The 20,130-nt window shown below is 69.1% G+C and carries 20 protein-coding genes and 1 tRNA gene; 14 read left to right on the plus strand and 7 right to left on the minus strand.

Annotated elements, in window-relative coordinates:
* Nucleotides 1-17: 17 nt before the first annotated feature.
* From ABT115_RS02360 to ABT115_RS02375, 4 genes are all read right to left on the minus strand, one after another.
* Nucleotides 18-2,069, minus strand: a complete 2,052-nt coding sequence (locus ABT115_RS02360; RefSeq protein ID WP_351783161.1) for an ATP-binding protein — start codon at nt 2,067-2,069, stop codon at nt 18-20.
* The gene (locus tag ABT115_RS02365; RefSeq protein ID WP_351783164.1) at nt 2,066-2,854 is read right to left on the minus strand and encodes a Pvc16 family protein; all 789 of its coding nucleotides are present in this window, start codon (nt 2,852-2,854) and stop codon (nt 2,066-2,068) included. Before ABT115_RS02365 ends, ABT115_RS02360 begins: the two co-directional genes overlap by 4 nt.
* Before the next feature lie 28 nt (nt 2,855-2,882).
* The gene (locus ABT115_RS02370; RefSeq protein WP_351783167.1) at nt 2,883-4,880 is read right to left on the minus strand and encodes an HYR domain-containing protein; all 1,998 of its coding nucleotides are present in this window, start codon (nt 4,878-4,880) and stop codon (nt 2,883-2,885) included.
* A 349-nt stretch (nt 4,881-5,229) separates the two neighbouring features.
* Nucleotides 5,230-5,856, minus strand: a complete 627-nt coding sequence (locus ABT115_RS02375) for a helix-turn-helix transcriptional regulator (protein WP_351783170.1) — start codon at nt 5,854-5,856, stop codon at nt 5,230-5,232.
* A 211-nt stretch (nt 5,857-6,067) separates the two neighbouring features.
* Between ABT115_RS02375 and ABT115_RS02380 the strand changes: the two genes are divergently transcribed.
* Nucleotides 6,068-7,390 carry a COG1470 family protein gene (locus tag ABT115_RS02380; RefSeq protein ID WP_351783173.1) on the plus strand — a complete coding sequence of 441 codons (1,323 nt, stop codon included), beginning with the start codon at nt 6,068-6,070 and terminating at the stop codon, nt 7,388-7,390.
* A gap of 34 nt (nt 7,391-7,424) precedes the next feature.
* Here the strand turns inward: ABT115_RS02380 and ABT115_RS02385 are convergent, their stop codons facing one another.
* Nucleotides 7,425-8,237, minus strand: a complete 813-nt coding sequence (locus ABT115_RS02385; RefSeq protein WP_351783176.1) for an eCIS core domain-containing protein — start codon at nt 8,235-8,237, stop codon at nt 7,425-7,427.
* Between the two features lie 452 nt (nt 8,238-8,689).
* Here ABT115_RS02385 and ABT115_RS02390 point away from each other — a divergent pair, with 452 nt between their 5' ends.
* Nucleotides 8,690-8,986 (plus strand): type II toxin-antitoxin system VapB family antitoxin, encoded by a 297-nt coding sequence (locus tag ABT115_RS02390; RefSeq protein ID WP_072488263.1) that lies wholly within the window; start codon nt 8,690-8,692, stop codon nt 8,984-8,986.
* A 162-nt stretch (nt 8,987-9,148) separates the two neighbouring features.
* Nucleotides 9,149-9,742, plus strand: coding sequence for a LytR C-terminal domain-containing protein (locus ABT115_RS02395; RefSeq protein WP_351783589.1), 594 nt, complete (start codon nt 9,149-9,151; stop codon nt 9,740-9,742).
* A 102-nt stretch (nt 9,743-9,844) separates the two neighbouring features.
* Here the strand turns inward: ABT115_RS02395 and upp are convergent, their stop codons facing one another.
* Nucleotides 9,845-10,480, minus strand: coding sequence for a uracil phosphoribosyltransferase (upp, locus tag ABT115_RS02400; protein WP_351783178.1), 636 nt, complete (start codon nt 10,478-10,480; stop codon nt 9,845-9,847).
* Between the two features lie 103 nt (nt 10,481-10,583).
* On the opposite strand from upp, the gene ABT115_RS02405 reads away from it, so the two are divergent.
* From ABT115_RS02405 to ABT115_RS02445, 9 genes are all read left to right on the plus strand, one after another.
* A complete protein-coding gene (locus ABT115_RS02405) occupies nt 10,584-10,811 on the plus strand; it encodes a hypothetical protein (RefSeq protein ID WP_351783591.1) in 228 nt (75 codons plus the stop codon).
* 183 nt (nt 10,812-10,994) lie between these two features.
* Nucleotides 10,995-11,540 (plus strand): tRNA adenosine deaminase-associated protein, encoded by a 546-nt coding sequence (locus ABT115_RS02410; RefSeq protein WP_351783593.1) that lies wholly within the window; start codon nt 10,995-10,997, stop codon nt 11,538-11,540.
* Nucleotides 11,541-11,549: 9 nt separating this feature from the next.
* Nucleotides 11,550-12,071, plus strand: coding sequence for a tRNA adenosine(34) deaminase TadA (gene tadA, locus ABT115_RS02415; protein ID WP_502969011.1), 522 nt, complete (start codon nt 11,550-11,552; stop codon nt 12,069-12,071).
* A gap of 78 nt (nt 12,072-12,149) precedes the next feature.
* Nucleotides 12,150-12,237, plus strand: a tRNA-Ser gene (locus tag ABT115_RS02420).
* 565 nt (nt 12,238-12,802) lie between these two features.
* Nucleotides 12,803-12,964, plus strand: coding sequence for a hypothetical protein (locus tag ABT115_RS02425; protein WP_351783627.1), 162 nt, complete (start codon nt 12,803-12,805; stop codon nt 12,962-12,964).
* A gap of 9 nt (nt 12,965-12,973) precedes the next feature.
* A complete protein-coding gene (locus ABT115_RS02430) occupies nt 12,974-13,267 on the plus strand; it encodes a Dabb family protein (RefSeq protein ID WP_351783181.1) in 294 nt (97 codons plus the stop codon).
* Between the two features lie 221 nt (nt 13,268-13,488).
* Nucleotides 13,489-14,346, plus strand: a complete 858-nt coding sequence (locus ABT115_RS02435; protein WP_351783184.1) for an RNA polymerase sigma factor SigF — start codon at nt 13,489-13,491, stop codon at nt 14,344-14,346.
* Nucleotides 14,347-14,583: 237 nt separating this feature from the next.
* Nucleotides 14,584-15,450, plus strand: a complete 867-nt coding sequence (locus ABT115_RS02440) for an RNA polymerase sigma factor SigF (RefSeq protein WP_351783187.1) — start codon at nt 14,584-14,586, stop codon at nt 15,448-15,450.
* A 67-nt stretch (nt 15,451-15,517) separates the two neighbouring features.
* Nucleotides 15,518-16,324, plus strand: a complete 807-nt coding sequence (locus tag ABT115_RS02445; RefSeq protein ID WP_351783190.1) for a hypothetical protein — start codon at nt 15,518-15,520, stop codon at nt 16,322-16,324.
* 39 nt (nt 16,325-16,363) lie between these two features.
* On the opposite strand, the gene ABT115_RS02450 is transcribed toward ABT115_RS02445, so the two are convergent.
* Nucleotides 16,364-16,582, minus strand: a complete 219-nt coding sequence (locus ABT115_RS02450; RefSeq protein WP_351783192.1) for a hypothetical protein — start codon at nt 16,580-16,582, stop codon at nt 16,364-16,366.
* A gap of 483 nt (nt 16,583-17,065) precedes the next feature.
* Here ABT115_RS02450 and ABT115_RS02455 point away from each other — a divergent pair, with 483 nt between their 5' ends.
* A complete protein-coding gene (locus ABT115_RS02455) occupies nt 17,066-17,587 on the plus strand; it encodes a MarR family winged helix-turn-helix transcriptional regulator (protein ID WP_351783194.1) in 522 nt (173 codons plus the stop codon).
* Between the two features lie 104 nt (nt 17,588-17,691).
* Entirely contained in the window at nt 17,692-20,076 is a 2,385-nt protein-coding gene (locus ABT115_RS02460) for an MFS transporter (protein WP_502969019.1), read from the plus strand.
* The last annotated feature ends 54 nt before the right edge of the window (nt 20,077-20,130 follow it).

Consider the following 20,130-nt stretch of genomic DNA (forward strand, 5'->3'; position numbering starts at 1 on the left):
CGACAGATGTCGGGCGCTCACGCCAGCAACTCCAGATACGGGCCGAACTCCGACGCCAGCGTCAGCCGGCCCAGCTTCTGGTACTCGCGCTGGATCGCGTGGATCAGCGTCGGCATCGTCACCGGCTCGCCCGTGTCCGCCGCCAGGTACGCGGACGTCACCGCGATCGAGCGGATGTTGCCGCCCGCCAGCTCGAAGTTCTCCGCGCAGAAGGCGAGGTCCAGGTCCTTGCCCCGGGGGAGTACGGGGCCCAGGCAGCGCTCCCAGAGGACGAGGCGCTGTTCGGGGTCCGGGACCGGGAAGTCGATGACGAGGTCCAGGCGGCGGGTGAACGCGTCGTCCAGGTTGGCCCGGAGGTTGGTGGCGAGGATGGCCAGCCCGTCGAAGGACTCCATGCGCTGGAGGAGGTACGCGCTCTCGACGTTCGCGTAGCGGTCGTGGGCGTCCTTCACGTCGGAGCGCTTGCCGAAGATCGCGTCCGCCTCGTCGAAGAGGAGGACCCCGTTCACGCCCGCCGCCTCCGAGAAGATGCGTTCCAGGTTCTTCTCCGTCTCGCCCACGTACTTGTCGATCACCGTCGCCAGGTCGACCGTGTAGAGGTCCAGGCCGAGGTCCGCGGCGATGACCTCCGCCGACATCGTCTTGCCGGTGCCCGAGTCGCCCGCGAAGAGGGCGGAGACGCCCCGTCCCCGCCCGCCGCCGGGGCGCATGCCCCACTCCCCAAGGACCCGGTCGCGATGCCGCGCGCGGGCGGTGAGTTCGCGGAGCTGGGCGTGGGTGTCGGGCGGGAGGACCAGGTCGTCCCAGGTGACGGTGGGTTCAATGCGGCGGGCCAGGCGGTCCAGGCCCGCCGCGTTCTGGGCGCGGGCGCCCTGGCGGACATGGTCGGGGGTGAGGGTGCCGCCATCCAGGTGGGTGGTCTGGGCGGCGCCCCGGGCAGCGCGGGTGATCTGTTCCGGGGTGAGGAGGAACGGCGAGAGCAGCCGGTCCACGTCGATGGTGTCGGGGACGGGGGCGTCGTACGCGTCGGTCCAGAGGGCGGCCCTGGTGGAGGGTTCGACGCGTGGGGCGTGCAGGAGGAGTGGTGGGGCGGCGGACCAGGCCGCGTCCCAGGGGGCCCGGCCCACCAGGATCGTGGGGACCGGGGTGCCGGTGAGCAGCCGGAGGAGCTCCGGGTGGTCGCGGGAGACCGCATCGAGCGGGGCGCAGACCACGCCGGCGCCGGTCAACCGGGCCTCGCGGACCAGGGAGCGGACCGCTTCGGCGGGGGACGGGTCTTCCGCCAGTCGTGCCAGGTCCAGGCCCAGCACCCGGTGGCCCGCGTGGGTCAGCGCGGAGGCCGCGAGGGCCGTGCCCGCGCCGCCCTGGTCCTCGCGGAGGTAGGCCAGCGAAGCGCCGTGGGCGAGCGCCCCGGCGAGCGGGGCCGGGTCGCCGACTCCCGGGACGGCGCGCCAGGGGGCGAGGAGGTCGGCCAGCCGGGGGTCGGGGGTGTCGTCGCCCAGGAGGTGCGCGGTAACCCGGTCAGGGACGCGCAGTGCTCGGGTCAGAAACGGCCGGTCCAGGTCCTCGACCAGGAGGAGGCGGCCCTCGCGGAGCGGGGCACGGGCCGACAGCCGGCCGCGCGCCACCTGGTCGGCGGGGGACAGCCCGCACAGGCCCAGGGCCAGGCCGATGGACGGACGGCGGCGGGTGACGTCATCGTTCAGGTAGCCGTAGAACGCCTCGAAGCGGTCGTCGAGATCCGGTACGAGGGTGATGAGGAGGATCTCGATATCGAGGGCGGTGAGGCCGAACTCGCGCGCCAGGGACGTGAGTCTGGACCGCTCCGCCGACGCCTCCCCGGAGACCGGCGCCTCACCGGAGTCCGGTACGGGGTACGGAAAGGCGCGGGCCTCGGTCTCGTCCAGCAGGCGGGCGATGTTCTCGTCCGTGAGGTAGAGGCCGCGGAAGGCGTCGTCCGGGTCCGGATCGGTGAGCTGCCGGGCCTCGACCGCCCGTCGGATGCGCTGCTCCACCGCTACCGAGCGGGCGAGGAGATGGCGCAGGTTCGGATCACCCACGGTCGTCATTCGGCGCTTTCCTCCGTACGGGCCGTCCGGTCTTCCGTGCGCGTGTCCCGGGCCTTCCGGGTCTCCGTGATGCGGAGGGACAGACCGCGCCGCCGTTCCGCATCGGGGACGCGCGAGGCGGCGCCCCCACCCGGCCGCCCCGGACGGCCTCCGTACACCGGAAGTCCCCCGCGCCCCGGCATCGGTTCCGACACCGGCTCGGCCGCCTCAGGCACGTCCCCGAAGCGGGCCTGCAGCCCCTCGTCGCCCACCGGCGGGCCAACCACATAGCTCGGCGACGCCGTCACCGGCACGCTGATCACCAGGTCCAGCGAGGGCTTCAACTCGCCGCCCAGCGCGCTCCATACGTCGGCAAACGAGCGGTCCTCCGGCGGCGGCAGCGCGATCGACATCGGTACGGACGCCCCGATCTCTGCCAAGGTGCCCGTCAACCGCTCCGGAGGCAGAGCCTCGTACCGCAGCAGGCAGCCGAGCAGCGACGAGAGCAACCGGTGCTCGTCCTCCGGGCGCTTCGTCCATGCCGTGATCAGGTACGACAACTTGAAGAAGCGGGGCGGGCGGCGGCGCGCGATGATCGTGCCGCGCTCGTCGTACTCGTTGTGCAGACCTCGCTCGCGCCTGCGCATGTCCTCGCGGATGTCGTAGAGGTAGAGATTGACCATAGGGGCGTTGACCTTCGCCGCCCACTCCCGGGTCGGGGCGTCGAAGACCACCGCGATCTGGCCGCCTTCGAGCACCTCCGCCCTGATCAGGGCCCGCAGTACGTCGTCGACCTCGTGGATCATCCGATCACTCCCGTACGGTCGACGGCGCTCATGCGCGGCCTGCGAAGTCAGGGGGCTGCAGGTTGAGTTGAACCACCAGGACCGGCTTCTGCAGTCGATCGATGTCGCGGGTGTCCACCCGGAGCTTGCGAGGGCCGAGCTTGTCCTTGCGCAGGACGGGGATCTGGACCTCGAAGCTGCCGTCGCGGCTCACGGTCACACCGGTCATCTCCGCAGTGATCCCGATGTTCCACGTGAAACGTACGGTCTGCCCCGGCGGATAGTCCTTGCCCCGCGCCAGCACCACTTGCCCTGGCTTGACGACCTGCGGCGTCACGGTCAGCGAAGGCTTCAGCACACGCAGCCGGTCGGTGTCCTGGTTATTGGTCTTCCGGCGGTCGGGCAGCGTGCCGCGCACGGTGGCCCGTACGTCCCCGGTAACCGCCGCGCGGTATGTCGCCGCCTGTGTCACCTCGATGCGACCGCCGGCCGGGATGGTGCACGGTTTGGCCGTCGTGCAACTGGTCAAGCCAGGCAGGCTGCGGTCCTTCGCCTTGGACGGTTTCGGCCAGGCCGAGCCGATGACCACGCCCGTCGCCGCATCCGGGCCGGCATTGGTGACGGTGAAGCGGGCACGGGCCGGGCGGCCGGTGTACGTACGGTCCGGGCTGACGTCGACCTGCATCGCCACATCGGCCGAGGGCGGCACAGGGGCCTCAAGGACCTCGATCTCTGCCGTGTCCGTCCCGGTGTTGCCCGCCGAGTCCGTGGCCGAGCAAGTCACCGTGGTGCTGCCGACCGGGAAGAGCGAGCCGGAGGGCGGGGTGCAGGTCACCGGGAGCGTGCCGTCGGTGGCGTCCTGGGCGGTGGCGTCGTACGTCACGCGCGCGCCCTTCTTGTCCTTGGCCCGGATGGTCAGATCGTCCACGGTGACGACGGGCGCGTCGATGTCGTTCACATCGATGCTGATCTGCTCCTGGAAGTCCGGGTCGGCGGCCGCCGCAGGTCCGATGGCATCCGTGCCGGGAGCCTGAGTGCCCAACAGGAACTGGACGGTGCAGGTCAGGGTGGTGCCTTGCGGTGCGTCTGCGGCGACGTCGATGTTCTCCGCGAACGTTGCGGTTTCGCCACTGGTCACGTTGCGGGTAGGGGGGTCGAGAGCGACGGTCAGGGACGGATCGCAGTTGTCGAGCCGGTAACCGACCGTGGTGGGGAGGTTGTTGAAGCCTTCGGCGATCGCCTCCGCGACCTTGTCACCGTCGATCCCCTCCAGCAGGCGGCCGTTGGTGGCGTTGATGATGCGGGTGGCCTGGCCGGGCGTGGTGGGCGGGTCCTCGACATATTCGGGGTCGCCGGCATCGCCGTTGCCGTTCAAGCCGTCGCCAATTCCGCTCGCCACATCGACACCGATCACCCGGACGCTCCGGTCCTGGAGATCGAAGATCGTGTCGTCGATGCTGTGACCGTTGCTGGGGGCGTGGCTGGACGCATCGCCGACCAGCACGATGACCGGACTCGCCCCGTCACGGAAGACGGTCTGGCCGCCGGCCCCGTTCGCGATCTCCCACAGCCCGTTGATCCAGTCCTCGGACGGGCCGCGGCTCTTGCCGCCCAGCGTGGTCTTCAGGTTGTTGACACCTTTCTGCACCGCTGTGAGGTCGTACGTCAGCCCCTGAAGCACGCTGAAACCGGCGTTGACGTCGCCCTCCTGGTCGCCGAACGTGGCAACGGCGAACCGGGAATCGGGCTGCTCGGCACGGATCTTGTCGGTGATCTTGGGCAGGTTGTCCCGCACGCTCTTGATCGGGTCGACCATGCTGGCGGTGCCGTCGACCAGCAGGATCACATCCGGCTTCGGTGGAATCGCGGGCGTACGCACCTGCTTCGCCACACCCGTGGAGCCGCCCGGGTCGACCGCGTCGGTGAACTGGGCGGGCGTGACCCAGGGTTCGGGCACCGCCACCGCCGGCGCCCCGGAGGTGGCGGCCGAGCCGGGGGCGATGCCGGTGGCCACGAGGAGAAGGGCCAGCACCGGGACACGGAGCACGACGAGGGTCCTCCGCGAGGCGGAGGACCGGGGCCGGGCCACCGGACCCGTCCACGACCGCGGCGCCCGCTGAAGCGGCTGGAACCAGCGCACGGAAGTCCTCCCCCACCCTCGGCCACGATCGGCGTACCGGACACCACGGTCCGGTACGCACAGTCGGCCCGCAGCGGTACGGGAGCCACACCCTCGGGAAGCCCCTGCTGCCCTTTCGGGCAGCCGAGGTATCTACCGCAACTGCCAGAACTGGCGGATCTGCCGTGGCCCTCAGAGCGGCCGTACGCGTCCGCACCAGACGGCTCACGTCCCTACCGGACGGCTCATGAGACAGCTCACGTCCGTAGCGGACGGTTCAGATCAGTCCCTGTCGCATCGCGTACGCCACCGCGTGCGACCGGTTCCGCAGCTGCAGCCTGGTCATCACCGAATGCAGCACGTTCTTGATCGTGCGCTCGGAATAAGCCAGCTTCGTCGCAATGTCCGCAGTGTCGTACCCCTCCGCGACCAGGCGCAGCACATCCACCTCACGCGCCGCCAGACCGGTGAAGTGCAGGCCACGAGGGCCGAGCACCTGTCCCTGGAGGCGACCCACCTCTTCGAGCAGCCTTCCCAGCAGGTCGGAAGGCAGATGGCCTTCGCCCCGCGACACCGTCCTGATGACCTGCACCAGATGCTCCGGAGTCGACTCGGCGCGCCTGACCACGCCGGCGACACCGCACTCCGCGGCGCTCACCAGTTTCTGCTCGTCGATGTCCGTGGTGACGAGGACGGTGCGTGAGGTGCTGGTGCGCTGAATGTGGCGCAGCATCGTCAACACCTCCTCATCGACCGCGTCCACGACGACGACCACGATCTGAGGTGAGGGGTCACTCTCCCCCCACTCCGTCACGCTGACTTCGGGTCGGGTACGCAGCTGACTGGCCACGCCCGCCTGTGAGATCGGATCCTGGGCCCGTAATGCGACAGTGATGCGCTCCATGGCAATGCTCCCCCTGGGCAACAGCCGATGGCATCACAGCGGGCACAACCATCACGGCTGCATTCGTGTGCCTCATTCGCTTTGAGGCGGTCAAACGATTCCCGCGTATACCTACAGGGAAACAGAAAAGCCGATCCGGGCACAGAATCTGCCCGGAAGTGTTCCTTCACGGCCGGTGTCGGCGTTCGGCGCCGACCCTACGGTGCGCCCTATGAGTCTCACGGCAAGCCTCGACGTTTCGTCCGTCACTGCCGCACCGGGCGAGGAGACGGCTCTCCCTCTGCGGATCCTCAACTCCGGCAGCACCGTAGAGGAATACCGCTTCGAGGTGGTCGGTGAGTGCGCCGCCTGGTCGACGGTGGAGCCGACGACCCTGTCCCTGTATCCGGGCGACTCGCAGACGGTCTCCCTCATGCTGCGTCCGCCCCGCGACTCGACCGTACTCGCAGGGGAGACGCACTTCGGGATCCGGGTGGTGCCCACCAGCGAGCAGGGCGACACAGTGGTGCCCGAAGGGCGGGTGACCGTACTCCCGTTCACCGAGACGACCGCCGAGCTGGTGCCGCGCAGCTCGCACGGTGCCTGGCGCGGCAGGCACCAACTCGCCGTCGACAACCGGGGAAACACCCCGGCTACTGTGCGGCTGGGGGCGCAGGCCGGTACGGAGCGGGTCCGGGTCACGTTCGCGGCGGACACACTGCAGATCGCTCCCGGGCGGGCGGAGTTCGGGAAGGTGCGGATCCGGCCGGCCAAGCGCGTGTGGCGCGGTACGCCGGTCACGCATCCCTTCCAGGTCTCCGCAACACCGGATGTGGCGGAGGGTCAAGCCCCGCTGGCACCGGTGGTTCTGGACGGCTCCTACCAGCAGGAGCCGATCCTGCCGCGCTGGCTTCCCCGGGCGCTCATCACCGCGGCCGTCCTGCTGATCGCGCTGGTCGGGCTCTGGTACGCGCTGCTGCGACCGGCCGTGAAGTCGGCGGCCCGGGAGGCGATCACGCCGGAGGCGGTCCGGTCCGCCGCCGCGGCCGACAAGAGCAAGGCCCCGGACAACGGCTCGACGGCCGGAACCGGATCGGGTGGAGGGGACTCCTCCGGTGCGAACGGGGGCTCACCGAAGCCCAGTCCCTCGCCGAGCCCCGGCGCATCCGACGGCGCTGCCGCCGCGGCCCCGACCAGTGCACAGGTGCAGGTCAGGGACTCGGTGGGGGGTGGGTCGAACACCTCGACGGCCCTTCAGGTGCCCAGCGGGCACACCTTCCAGCTGACGGACATCGTGGTCCAGAACCCGCAGGGCGACGCGGGAACGCTCGTGGTCTCCTCCGGCAGGGACGCGCCCGTCCTCCGGCTCGCGCTGGAGAACTTCCGGGACTCCGACTACCACTTCGTCACACCGATCCAGGTGCCCGCGGGCGGCAAGGTCACAATGACCGTCGACTGCCGGAAGGTGGGCAAGCCGGTGAACGCGCCGACGCCCTCGCGGTGTGCGGAGTCGCTGTTCCTGGGCGGCACGATGCGGACGGACACCGCGGGCTGACACCACGGATCGGGCCGACCGGTCAGCGGGCCCGTCAAGCAGGCGGAGCCTCTTCCTCCTCGGCCCCTTCCTCCGCCCGTTGGACGAAGGAGCCCTGCACATCGGCAGGTTGCTCGTCCTCGTCCTCCGTCGCCGCCCTTTGCACAGCAGGCGTCGCGGCGGGGGACGAGTCATGACCGGCCACCCCTGTCGCAGCCGCCGGAGCCGGGGCCGGGGCCGAGAGCACCCGGTCGGCGTTCGCGACGGCCTCCCGCTCGAACCGGTCGGACGGATCGCTCACCCGGATACCGCCCGGTGCCTCCGTACCCTCCACCGGGCCGTTGCGCTGCTGCATCACATGGGTGAGCTCATGGGCCAGCGTGGTGCGGCCCTGCGGCGAGGAAGGATCGTACGCGTCCCGCTGGAAGACCACGTTGTTGCCGACCGTGTACGCATGGGCGCCGACACTTTTCGCCGACTCGTGCGCGGCGGAGCCGGTGTGGATTCGTACGTCGGAGAAGTCCGCGCCCATCCGGCCCTCCAGATCAGTGCGGGTATCGGTGTCCAAGGGCTGCCCTCCGCCGGACGAGACCACGTCGTGCACGGGGGAGCGCTCTTCCTCCTCCCGCCTCTGGAGCATCGACCCCACGGCGCTGTTGCCGACCGCCCGTTGGAGCACGCTCATGCCGCCGGCCCCGACCACATCGGCCCGCCCTGCGGCCGCCGCGCGGTAGAGGTGCGGGGTGTCCACCGCTTCGCGGCCCTCGGTCGCCCTCGACGCGTGGAGGGCTTCATCGTGCTCCTGCCCGTGCCCGTGATCCCGCTCGTGGTCGTGTTCCTGGTCCCGTTCCTGTGCGTGCATCGTCATCTCCCCTGGCCGCGCCCCGGTCGGAAGCGCGTCGTGATGGCCCCACCACTCCACCTTCACGACGTGCCACTGCCTCGTCCAGCCCGGACCCCGCCGGCCAGGGGCAGCCGGCGCTGCCCCTTCGGGCATCAGAACCGTTCGTACGGTCCAGCGAAGCTTTCGGGGTGCCCCACCGAGCGGCCTGGTGGGAACAGCGGGAAGAGCCTTCGGCGATATCAGCCCGTGCGGGTGCGCAGGAAGACGAGGACGCGCCGCTCCCAGAGCAACACGCCCAGATCCAGGGCGGCCTGCCGGAACCGCCGCCGGTACCCGAACTCGCGTCTGGGCCCATGTTGCCGCTGTTACTCATCACGGCCCTTATTCCGGAATGCTCGCTTTTGTGGCGTTCTCGCCAGCATCGCAGTCCCACCCCATGGCTGCGCCCGGAGGCTCTTGCCCGGTAGGCTTTCCGTGTGATCTTCAAGCGCATCGGAAATGGGCGGCCTTATCCCGACCACGGCCGGGAAAGCACCCGGCAGTGGGCGGATGTCGCGCCGCGCCCGGTCCGCCTCGATCAACTGGTGACCACCAAGGGCAATCTGGACCTGGAGACGCTTCTCGCCGAGGACTCGACGTTCTACGGCGACCTGTTCGCGCACGTCGTGAAGTGGCAGGGCGACCTCTACCTGGAGGACGGACTGCACCGCGCGGTCCGCGCCGCACTCCAGCAGCGCCAGGTACTGCACGCCCGGGTACTCGAACTCGGCTGACGGAGCCGCGGGTTCCTTCCACGGACTCGCAAGCCCTGCGGGCCGCTCGGGGTTCGTTCGGGTGCTTTCACACCCGGACAGCTGCGATCCATTGATCATTTAGTAGGCATCATCACCGGGTCGCACTACGCTGCGCCCATGAGCATGCTCACTCCCCCCGGCATGGGCGGAAAGTACCGCATCACGGGCGACAAGTACCCGCGTATGCGCCGTCCCCGGCGTCGCGGCAAACTGATCCTCACTGCCACCGCTTCCGTGGTTGCCCTCGGGCTGGCCGGATGGGGCACGCTGCAGCTCATCGACGTCTTCACGGGCGGCAACAGGAAGGCCAGCGCCGCCCACCACACGACGGACTGCGCGTCAGCCAAGGCGTCCGCGCCCGCCAAGGCGCTGCCGAAGCCCGCCAAGATCACGGTCAACGTCTACAACGCGACGCCGCGCAGCGGACTCGCCAAGAAGGCCGCCGAGGAGCTGAAGAAGCGCGGCTTCACCATCGGCAAGGTGGGGAACGCCACGGCCGCGTACGACAAGAAGGTCCCCGGTCCGGGGGTGCTGCTGGGCGCTCCGTCGGCCACGAACGGCTCGTTCCCGGTCCTCGGTACGCAGTTACAGGGGGCCGTCGCGAAGACCGACGCCCGCAAGACGGCGGACGTCGACCTGATTCTCGGTACGAAGTTCCAGGCGTTCAGCACGCCCCAGGCGGCCGCCGCGGCCCTCGCCGCCCTGACGAAGCCGGCCCCCGCACCGTCCTGCTGACGGCTGCCGGGACGTCCCCGGCAGCCCAGCGCGTCCTGGCTAAGTGCTGTCCCGTAATCCGTGGCGGGCGCGCGACGACAGCTACGGATTACGGGACAGCCCTTAGTCGACCGTGCCGTACATCCGGTCGCCCGCGTCACCGAGGCCCGGGACGATGTAGCCGTTCTCGTTGAGCCGCTCGTCGACCGAGGCGGTGACCACGGTGACCGGCGTACCCGCCAGCTCGCGCTCCATCACCTCGACGCCCTCGGGTGCCGCGAGCAGCACGACCGCGGTGACATCGTCCGCACCGCGCTTGATCAGTTCCTGAATGGCCGCGACCAACGTGCCGCCGGTGGCCAGCATCGGGTCGAGGACGTACACCTGGCGGCCCGAGAGGTCCTCCGGCATCCGCGTCGCGTAGGTGGACGCCTGCAGCGTCTCCTCGTCGCGGATCATGCCCAGGAAGCCCACCTCGGCGGTCGGCAGCAGCCGCACCATGCCGTCGAGCATGCCGAGACCGGCCCGCAGAATCGGTACGACCAGCGGGCGCGGGTGCGACAGCTTCACACCGGTCGTCGGTGTGACCGGGGTCTCAATGCCGACCTGCTCGGTGCGCACATCCCGGGTGGCTTCGTAGGCGAGCAGGGTGACCAGCTCGTCGGCGAGCCGCCGGAAGGTCGGGGAATCGGTGCGCCTGTCGCGCAGGGTGGTGAGTTTGTGCGCGACCAGTGGGTGGTCGACGACGTGGATCCGCATGGGCTCAACAGTAACCGGGCCTCCCGCACCCGTGCGCTGGCATCAACCACACGTTCGGAGGGAAGGTGGGGGCATGCGGACCCAGCCTTGGGGTGATGAGCCAATGCCGGACGGAGAACAGCGGAAGCGGGAACAGCCGGACACGCCAGACACACCGGACATACCGGCCCCGCAGGACACGGAGGAGGCCGCCGCGGCGCGCCGCAGGAGGCGCGCCCAGTTCCTGCGCGAGCTTCATGAGGCGAAGGCACTCCGCGACCGGGTCCAGCCCCGCCGGGCCAGGGCGGCCCGGATGCGCCAGGCCATGCGGATGCGGACCTTCCGCTGGTAGGTCGGACGGCGGCACGGTGTCCCTCTGGTGGCGGCGTCCAGGAGAACTGATGGCCGACGCAACGGCCGAACTCCTCTCGCAAAGCCTATGTTTCTGCCACGATTCCGATGGGCGGGAGGACAGCCGGGCCACCGACTGCCCTCCCGCCGGACCGACACCCCTATGACCAGTGGGAGAGTCACGGTGTACTTCGCCGCACTGCTCGCGCGCACCGAAGACGGGTGGGAAGCGAGCGACACGGAACTCGACGATGTGGAGACCCTTTCCAACCTGACGGATCTGGCCCGTGAGGCCTCGGTGGACGAGGACACGGTGCTCGTCTTCATCGAGCAGGAGGACGCCTGGTTCGGCGTCGTCCGGGTGGACGGTGAGGAGGACCCCCGGATTTTCATCTCGGACGCCACCGCCGCCGCACGCTCCTCATACGGGGAGATCCTGCTCACCGATGAACTGCTCGGCCGCGAACCCGGGGCCGAGGACACGATTGCCGCCCTCGAAGAACTCGTCGGCCTCGACGGTACGGAGGACGGCGAGCCGGACATCACCCCCGACAACGACGATGACGACGAACTCGATGCCGACGCGGTACCGACGGGCCCGCTCGGTGACACCGCGGTCCTGGCCGACCTCGGGCTCCCCGAGGCCGGGCTGCTGATGCTGCGCACGGACGCACTGGTGGAGATCGCGGACGCGCTGGGTGCGGCCGAGGTCCTGGAGTCCGTCCGTTAAGGTCCGCGGGTGAGCGAAGCACCGCACCCGCAAGGACCGCCGGAACCGCACGAACCCGTAAGAGATCCACACGATCCCGTGAGAGACCCGTGGCGGGCGCATATGCGCCGCGCCCTGGCCGAGGCCGACCTGGCGGCGCGGGCCGGCGATGTGCCGGTCGGCGCCGTCGTGCTCGGCCCGGACGGCTCCCTGCTCGCCACGGGGCACAACGAACGCGAGGCGACCGGCGACCCGACCGCGCACGCCGAGATCCTCGCTGTCCGCCGGGCCGCAGCAGCGCTCGGTCAATGGCGGCTCTCCGGATGCACCCTGGTGGTCACCCTGGAGCCCTGCACCATGTGCGCGGGCGCGCTGGTGCAGTCCCGCGTGGACCGGGTGGTCTACGGGGCGCGGGACGAGAAAGCAGGTGCGGCGGGCTCGCTCTGGGACGTCGTACGCGACCGCCGGCTCAACCACCGCCCCGAGGTGATCCAAGGAGTGCTGGAGGACGCCTGCGCCGATCAGCTGACAGCTTTCTTCCGCGGCCGCTGACCAGGCTTCCGCGCGTCCCCGGCCTGTTGCGGCGAATCGGATTTCGGCGAACGACCGAGATGGTCTAAGCTCTCTCTCGGTAGCGTGTCCGAGCGGCCGAAGGAGCTCGCCTCGAAAGCGAGTGTGGGGAAACTCACCGAGGGTTCAAATCCCTCCGCTACCGCCAGCAAAACCGCCTCCGACCTGCAAGGACAGGTTGGGGGCGGTTTTCTTCTACCACTCGTGCAATACGCCGTGCCACACCGAACCCCTGAGATCTTCGACCATGGCGACCATCACGCCTCGCAAGGCGGGCACACGGGGAGACGCGTCATTCCGGCTGTTCAGCGGGAGGGCGGCAAGCGCACCAGCCCCTGACAAGGCGAGCACTTCGATGACGCGCAGCCGACCGGTGAACCGTTGGTCGGGGGAAGCGGCATCGGGGGGACAAGCCGCTCCCCCCGATGAGAACAGGCTCCTCAAGCCCTCGCCGCAGTCGGGGGAAAGCTCGCGGCGAGAACCCCACAGTGAGGTCCTGTTCCTCGCCCCTCGGATTCCTGCCAGATCCGCTGGGCTCACCGTCCATCCTGCGGCCGAGCAGAAGCCTTACGAACGGACAAACGGCCCCGATCGCCGGGCCCTTGGTCCTTAAAGGCTGTGTGAGCGGTCGGAAACATCAGCGGGATACGGCCATTCGTGCGGATAGAATCGCCCGACTGCGCAGGGGAGCAAAGGGGAGGCAGGGGCTGATGGTGCAAGCGAAGAAGATAGCTCTCTACGTGATAGTCGGCTTCGTCGCGTACACGATCATCACGTCCCCGGCCCGGGCGGCGGAACTTGTCCAGGTAGGGTTCGAGGGCATTTCGAGTGCCGCACAGGGCGTCGGCGACTTCATGTCCGAGCTCGTGAAGTAGGAGTACCCCATGATCCGCCATCTGGTCCTGTTCAAGCTGAACGACGGCGTCGAGCGGGACGACCCGCGGGTCGTCGCCGGGGTGGAGGCCTTCCAGGAGCTGGCGGGGAAGGTTCCCGAGCTGGAGTTCTGGGAGTGCGCCTGGAACATCACCGACCGGCCGATCGCGTACGACTTCGCCATCAACTCCGCGGTCGCCGACGAGGGCGCTCTGAAGCGCTACATCGAGCACCCTGCCCACCAGGCCGCCGCCGGGCAGTGGCGCGCGTTCGCCACCTGGGTGATCGCCGACTATCCGTTCTGATTCACCTGGTCCGCCTGGTCCAGTCGGCCCCCTGAGCCCCTCGCCACCACGGCGAGGGGCTCTTTTTGGCGTTTAAACCAAGTTGAACCCAACACGACGCTATACGGTGCTTGCACACAGTGGACATGTCTTGTGATGCTATGACCGCTTTTGACGGATGAGTTGACCGAAGTTGACCGCAAAGGGGTGGCGTCACCGTGCCGGCCAGTACAGCGCCTCAAATGCCTCCCCAGACCGCCCAGACTGTCCAGCCGGTAGAGGCTGTCGAGACGGCCCGGACCGAGAGGCCCGACAGCACGACGCCGCCCGCCAGGGCCAGGGGCGCGGACACCAGGGCGCTCACTCAGCTCCTTTTCGGACAGCTCAAGAACCTGGAGCCGGGGACCCCGGAGCACGGCCGTGTACGGGCGGCGCTGATCGAGGCGAACCTCCCCCTGGTGCGGTACGCCGCGGCGCGCTTCCGGAGCCGTAACGAGCCGATGGAGGACGTCGTCCAGGTCGGCACGATCGGCCTGATCAACGCCATCGACCGGTTCGACCCCGAACGCGGTGTCCAGTTCCCGACCTTCGCGATGCCGACCGTCGTCGGCGAGATCAAGCGGTACTTCCGGGACAACGTACGGACCGTCCACGTCCCGCGCCGACTGCACGAGCTCTGGGTCCAGGTCACCGGCGCCACCGAGGACCTGACGACCGCTCACGGCCGCTCTCCCACCACCGCGGAGATCGCCGAGCGGCTGAGGATCTCCGAGGACGAGGTGCTGGCCTGCATCGAGGCCGGCCGCTCCTACCACGCGACCTCACTGGAGGCCGCGCAGGAGGGCGATGGACTGCCCGGCCTCCTGGACCGGCTCGGCTACGAGGACCCGGCCCTCGCCGGGGTCGAGCACCGCGACCTGGTCCGGCATCTGCTCGTACAACTGCCCGAGCGCGAGCAGCGCATCCTGCTGCTCCGCTACTACAGCAATCTGACGCAGTCACAGATCAGCGCCGAACTGGGTGTATCCCAGATGCATGTGTCAAGGCTTCTTGCCCGTAGTTTCGCCCGACTTCGATCCGCAAACAGGATCGAGGCATAACCGGAACGGGTAGAGAACTCGAAGTCCGGTTCGGACGGCAGAAATGCCGCACACCCCCTGTTAACTGCGCACATTCCACAAAGACTTGTCGACATGTCACTACAGCGTGTTGCCGACATGTGACATTCTGCGGGAACCGCGTTTGCCGTGGCCTTGCCTCCGGTATTCAGGTGGAGGCTGCGTTCCTCCGATGGTCGCGGCTCAATACGCGACCGTCCGCGACCTCAAGGGGGTGGCATGTCCGCAGAACAGGGCAGCTCGAAGGTGCTCACGCTCACGAAGAGCGCACCCGCACCCGTTGTGCTCACCAGCTCGTCGGAAGCCATCGACACCCGCACTCTGTCCCGCTCCCTGTTCCTGCGGCTCGCCGCACTGGGGCCCGCACCGGGCCCCGATGGAACGGACAGCCCGGAGCGTGCCTACGTACGGGACACACTCATCGAGCTCAACCTTCCGCTGGTGCGTTACGCCGCGGCGCGGTTCCGTAGCCGTAACGAGCCGATGGAGGACATCGTCCAGGTCGGCACGATCGGCCTGATCAAGGCAATCGACCGGTTCGACTGCGAGCGGGGCGTGGAATTCCCGACGTTCGCGATGCCCACCGTCGTCGGGGAGATCAAACGCTTCTTCCGCGACACCTCGTGGTCGGTGCGCGTCCCGCGCCGCCTCCAGGAACTGCGGCTCGCGCTGACCAAGACCAGCGACGACCTCGCTCAGAAGCTCGACCGCTCGCCGACCGTGCCCGAGCTGGCCAAGGCGCTCGGCGTCTCCGAGGAGGACGTGGTCGACGGACTGGCCGTCGGCAACGCGTACACCGCCTCCTCGCTGGACTCGCCCTCGCCCGAGGACGACGGCGGCGAGGGATCCCTCGCGGACCGGCTCGGATACGAGGACTCGGCGCTGGAGGGCGTCGAGTACCGCGAATCGCTCAAGCCACTGCTGGCCAAACTTCCGCCGCGTGAACGCCAGATCATCATGCTGCGGTTCTTCGCCAACATGACGCAGTCCCAGATCGGCGAGGAGGTCGGTATCTCGCAGATGCACGTCTCACGCCTGCTGACCCGTACGCTCGCCCAGCTCAGGGACGGGCTCATCGCCGACTGACCGCCGTGAACTGCCGTGCCGTAACACGAGGGTTCCTATTTGACGGACCGTCAGCCACACTGGCGCGATGCGACGTCAGATACTCGACTCGACCGGCCGCCGGGGCACCGTGATCGCCGCCTCGGCGGCCGTGCTGTGTCTGGGCGGCGCGCTGGCCGCCTGCGGCGGCGGGACGGCGGACAACGGCTATGTGGCGGTCGGCGCAGCGGGAACGGGCCCCGGGAGAACGCCGTCGGGGGCGGTGGCGCCGTCGGGGAAGGTGACGCTGGTGCCACTGGACAGGGGCGGCAAGGACGGTGGGGATGCCAAGGGCGACAAGGGCGGCGGGAGTGCCGGGGGCCGGGCCGACGGCGGCGGGCCCTCGCCAGACGCCTCCGCCGACGGGGGTACGGGCGCTGCGGGCGGCAAAACCGGCCGGACGCCGGGGGCTGCCCGCACGGCCGGTGCGGGCAGCACGAGCAGCGGTAGCAGCGGGGGCGGTGGTACGGGCGGCTCAGGCGGTATGGGAAGCGGCTCCACGGCCCCCGCGCCCCCATCCGCACCCGCCCCCGGCTCCACCCCGCCCGCGCCTGCCGTGCTGGTGTTGGGTGTCCCCGAGCGGGCGGCCGCGGACGAGCGCTGGTGCGAGAAGGTGACCGTGGAGTTCCGGAACACCGGGGGATCACCGGCGCGTTCAGGGGCCGTAACCTTCGCCACGCACATCATCGACGGGCTGGGCATCGACTGGGCGACCATCGAGTCGTCCGAGCCGCTGCCCGCGCCGATCGACGCGGGAGCGGCACGGACCAAGACGTACACCGTCTGCGTGGACGCCTGGCGGGTGCCCCTGGGTATGCACGTCGAGACCCGGGACGTCACCGCCGTATTGAAGTGACGGGTGGGGGCAGGAGGTACGGAGGAACTGCTGCGCCGGTCAGCCGAGCGCGAGCCAGGCGACCGCCGCGAGGACGACGATCACCGCGACGACGGTGACGATCACCCCGGTCTTCGGTCCGGACGAGGCGGCCGGCTGCTGCCGACGCTGCGGCTCGCCGTCGTCGACGAAGGCGCGGAACATCTGAGTGCTGCCCGCGGGGTCGTAATTGCCCTCGGGGCCCTGGGGGTTGCCATTTACCGGCGGCTGATTACGCATGAATGCATTCCCACTCGATCGGGTGAAGTGCTCGTCGGATACTGAGATATGAAGTCTGTGGAACTGTAGCGTCGTCACTTGGGAGAGGACCCTGCGGCCAGCGCTCGGCCCCTCTCGCCTCAGGGACTCTGCTCGCCACGGACTGGATCACGCGCGTGACGCGTGCCGCCACCGGGGTGCGAAAGCGGAGAACCAGGCCATCCAAGACCGTTCGGGATGGCCCGCCAGACGCACAGCACCTCGCGCCGGGTGCCAAGGAACGGTTGTATGCCATGGGTCAGGACCCTAGCGGTCCGGCGGCACCTTACGCCCCTGCGGGGCGACGGCCGGGCCCCGAAAGCGCTCGGGACCCGCGCTGGGCGTTTGACCCGAGCCCTGCACAGCCTTTTGCTTTCCTTTACTTCTGCAAGGCCCGTTTCGTTTGTCTGCGGCAACCAGCAGTTATATGGTTGCCCTAAGCAACAAGATGACGGTGGGGGGACCGTGGCCTTACGGAGTCAGTACGAAGAACTGGCGCGGCAGCTCAGCGCCATTGGGGCTGTCAAACGGGGTCTCGCCCGCATACTGCCTGCCGAATGCCCTGGCGGCTCCGCCGCGGTACTGGCACTTCTCCGTGCGCACGGCGAAATGCGAATCAGCAGACTGGCCGAACTGATGGCCGTCGACATGTCGGTGACCAGCCGTCATGTCGCCCATGTGGCAGAGCGTGGCTGGATCGAACGGTCCTCGGACCCAGCGGACAAGCGGTCCCGCATCCTGCGGCTGACCCCCGCCGGGCACGATGTGCTCAACGATCTGAACCGGCGGACCACCGACATGTTCATCCACAACCTGTCCGACTGGTCCGACGACGACGTCGGACAGCTCAACACGCTGTTGGCCCGGCTGCGTGACAGTTTCGCCTGTCGCGGCCCAGGGGGGTGCGCCCCCGGGAAGCACGTCGGTGACTGCCATTTCCGACCTGCCGACAGCGACAACGACTCGCACACCCGTACACCTGTGTAACAAAAGCAAAGACAAGGAACTCAATGGCTACGACCACACCATCCGGTGTGCGGGGCGGCCACGCCAAGCACGGGGGATCGTCCGACGCCTCGTCCGGCGCGCCGATGACACACCGACAGATCATGGAAGCGCTGGCCGGGCTGATGCTCGGCATGTTTGTCGCGATCCTGTCGTCCACGGTCGTCTCCAACGCTCTTCCGGAGATCATCTCCGACCTCGGCGGCGGGCAGAGCGCCTACACCTGGGTCGTCACGGCCTCGCTGCTGGCGATGACGGCCACGACCCCCCTGTGGGGCAAGCTCTCCGACCTGTTCAGCAAGAAGCTGCTGGTCCAGATAGCGCTCATCATCTATGTCGCGGGCTCGATCGTCGCCGGTCTGTCGACCAGCAGCGGCATGCTGATCGCCTGTCGTGTCGTCCAGGGCATCGGTATCGGCGGTCTCTCCGCCCTCGCGCAGATCGTGATGGCGGCAATGATCGCCCCGCGCGAGCGTGGTCGCTACAGCGGATACATCGGTGCGGTGTACGCCGTCGCCACCGTCGGTGGTCCGCTGCTCGGTGGTGTCATCACGGACACCAGCTGGATGGGCTGGCGCTGGTGCTTCTACGTCGGTGTGCCGTTCGCGGTCGTCGCGCTCATCGTGCTCCAGAAGACGCTGAAGCTCCCGGTCGTGAAACGTGAGGTCAAGGTCGACTGGTGGGGCGCGTTCTTCATCAGTGCCGCCGCGTCGCTGCTGCTCATCTGGGTGACCTTCGCGGGCAACAAGTACGACTGGCTCTCCTGGCAGACCGCCGCGATGCTCATCGGCTCCGCCGCGCTCACCGCCATCTTCGTCGTTGTCGAGTCCATGGCCGCCGAGCCGATCGTCCCGCTGCGCCTCTTCCGTAACCGCACCATCACGCTGGCTTCGCTGGCCTCGCTGTTCATCGGCATCGCGATGTTCGCGGGCACTGTCTTCTTCAGCCAGTACTTCCAGCTGGCACGCGGCAAGTCGCCGACGATGTCCGGTGTCATGACGATCCCGATGATCGCGGGTCTGTTCATCTCCTCGACGGTCTCCGGCCGGATCATCACCAGGACGGGCCGCTGGAAGGCCTGGCTGGTCACGGGTGGCTTCCTGGTCACCGCCGGGCTCGGGTTGCTGGGCACCATCCGGTACGACACCGAGTACTGGCACATCGCGGTCTTCATGGCCGTGACGGGTCTCGGCATCGGCATGATGATGCAGAACCTGGTGCTCGCCGCGCAGAACCAGGTCGATCCGTCCGACCTCGGCTCGGTCAGCTCCGTCGTCAACTTCTTCCGTTCGCTCGGTGGTGCGATCGGCGTCTCGGCGTTGGGCGCCGTCATGGCGAACCGCGTCACCCACTACGTCAATGAAGGTCTTGCGGAGCTCGGCCCCAAGGGCGAGGCCCTGGGCCACGGCGGCACCGGTGGCGGGGGCATCCCCAACCTGGATGCGCTGCCCGCACCGTTCCGGACGATCGTGGAGAACGCCTACGGGCACGGTGTCGGCGATGTCTTCCTGTACGCCGCTCCGGCCGCGCTGATCGCTTTCCTGGTCACGATCTTCATCAAGGAGGTCGCGCTGAAGACGAACGCCCTGAGCGAGGTCCCGGCCACGACCGAGCTCCCCGTCGCGGAGGCGGTCGAGGCTCCGGCCATCGCTGCCGCCCCCCTCTCCTCGGTCGCCACCCTGGAAGCCCCGGTCGCCACCCTGCAGGGCACGGCCGTGCACGGCGTGGTGCGCGGCGCCGAGGGCGTACCCGTCGCACGGGCCGCCGTCACGCTGATCTCGTTGGCCGGCCGACAGCTGGGACGCTCCGTCGCCCAGGCCGACGGCAGCTACGGTCTGGACGCGCCGGGCTCCGGCAGCTACGTCCTTATCGCGTCCGCCGACGGCTTCCAGCCGCAGGCGTCCACCGTGGTCGTCGGTGACGAGCCGCTCTCGTACGACATTCTGCTGTTCGGCACGAGCGGCCTGGCCGGAACCGTGCGGACCGCCGAGACCGCTGCGCCGGTCAAGGGTGCCATGGTCATCGTGACCGATGTGCGCGGCGAAGTGCTGGCCACCAGCAAGTCCGGTGAGACGGGCGAGTTCACCTTCGGTGGGCTGGTCCCCGGTTCGGTGACCGTCGCGGTGAACGCCGCAGGATTCCGTCCGCTGGCGCTGCCGGTGGAGATAGGCGGCCAGGGCGTCACCCGGATCGAGGCCGCGCTGCAGTCCGGTGCGCTGGTGCAGGGCGTCGTGCGCGCCGGTTCCGGTCGGCGACCGCTGCCGGACGCGCGGGTCACGCTGGTCGACGCGGCGGGCAATGTAGTCGCCACCTCGACGACCGGGGACGATGGTGCGTACGCCTTCACCGACCTGGACGCGGGCGAGTACTCGGTCATCGCGACCGGCTACCCGCCGGTGGCCGGCGCGCTGACCGTGGCGGGCCCCGGGGTCGACGGTCACGACATCGAGCTCGCCCACCCCGGCGAGTAACCACAGACCTCTGGCGGGTCGGCGTTTCGAGCGGAGACGCTGTACCGGCCGGCG

The sequence above is a fragment of the Streptomyces sp. NPDC001832 genome (assembly GCF_040297265.1).
In the GTDB taxonomy this organism is placed as follows: domain Bacteria; phylum Actinomycetota; class Actinomycetes; order Streptomycetales; family Streptomycetaceae; genus Streptomyces.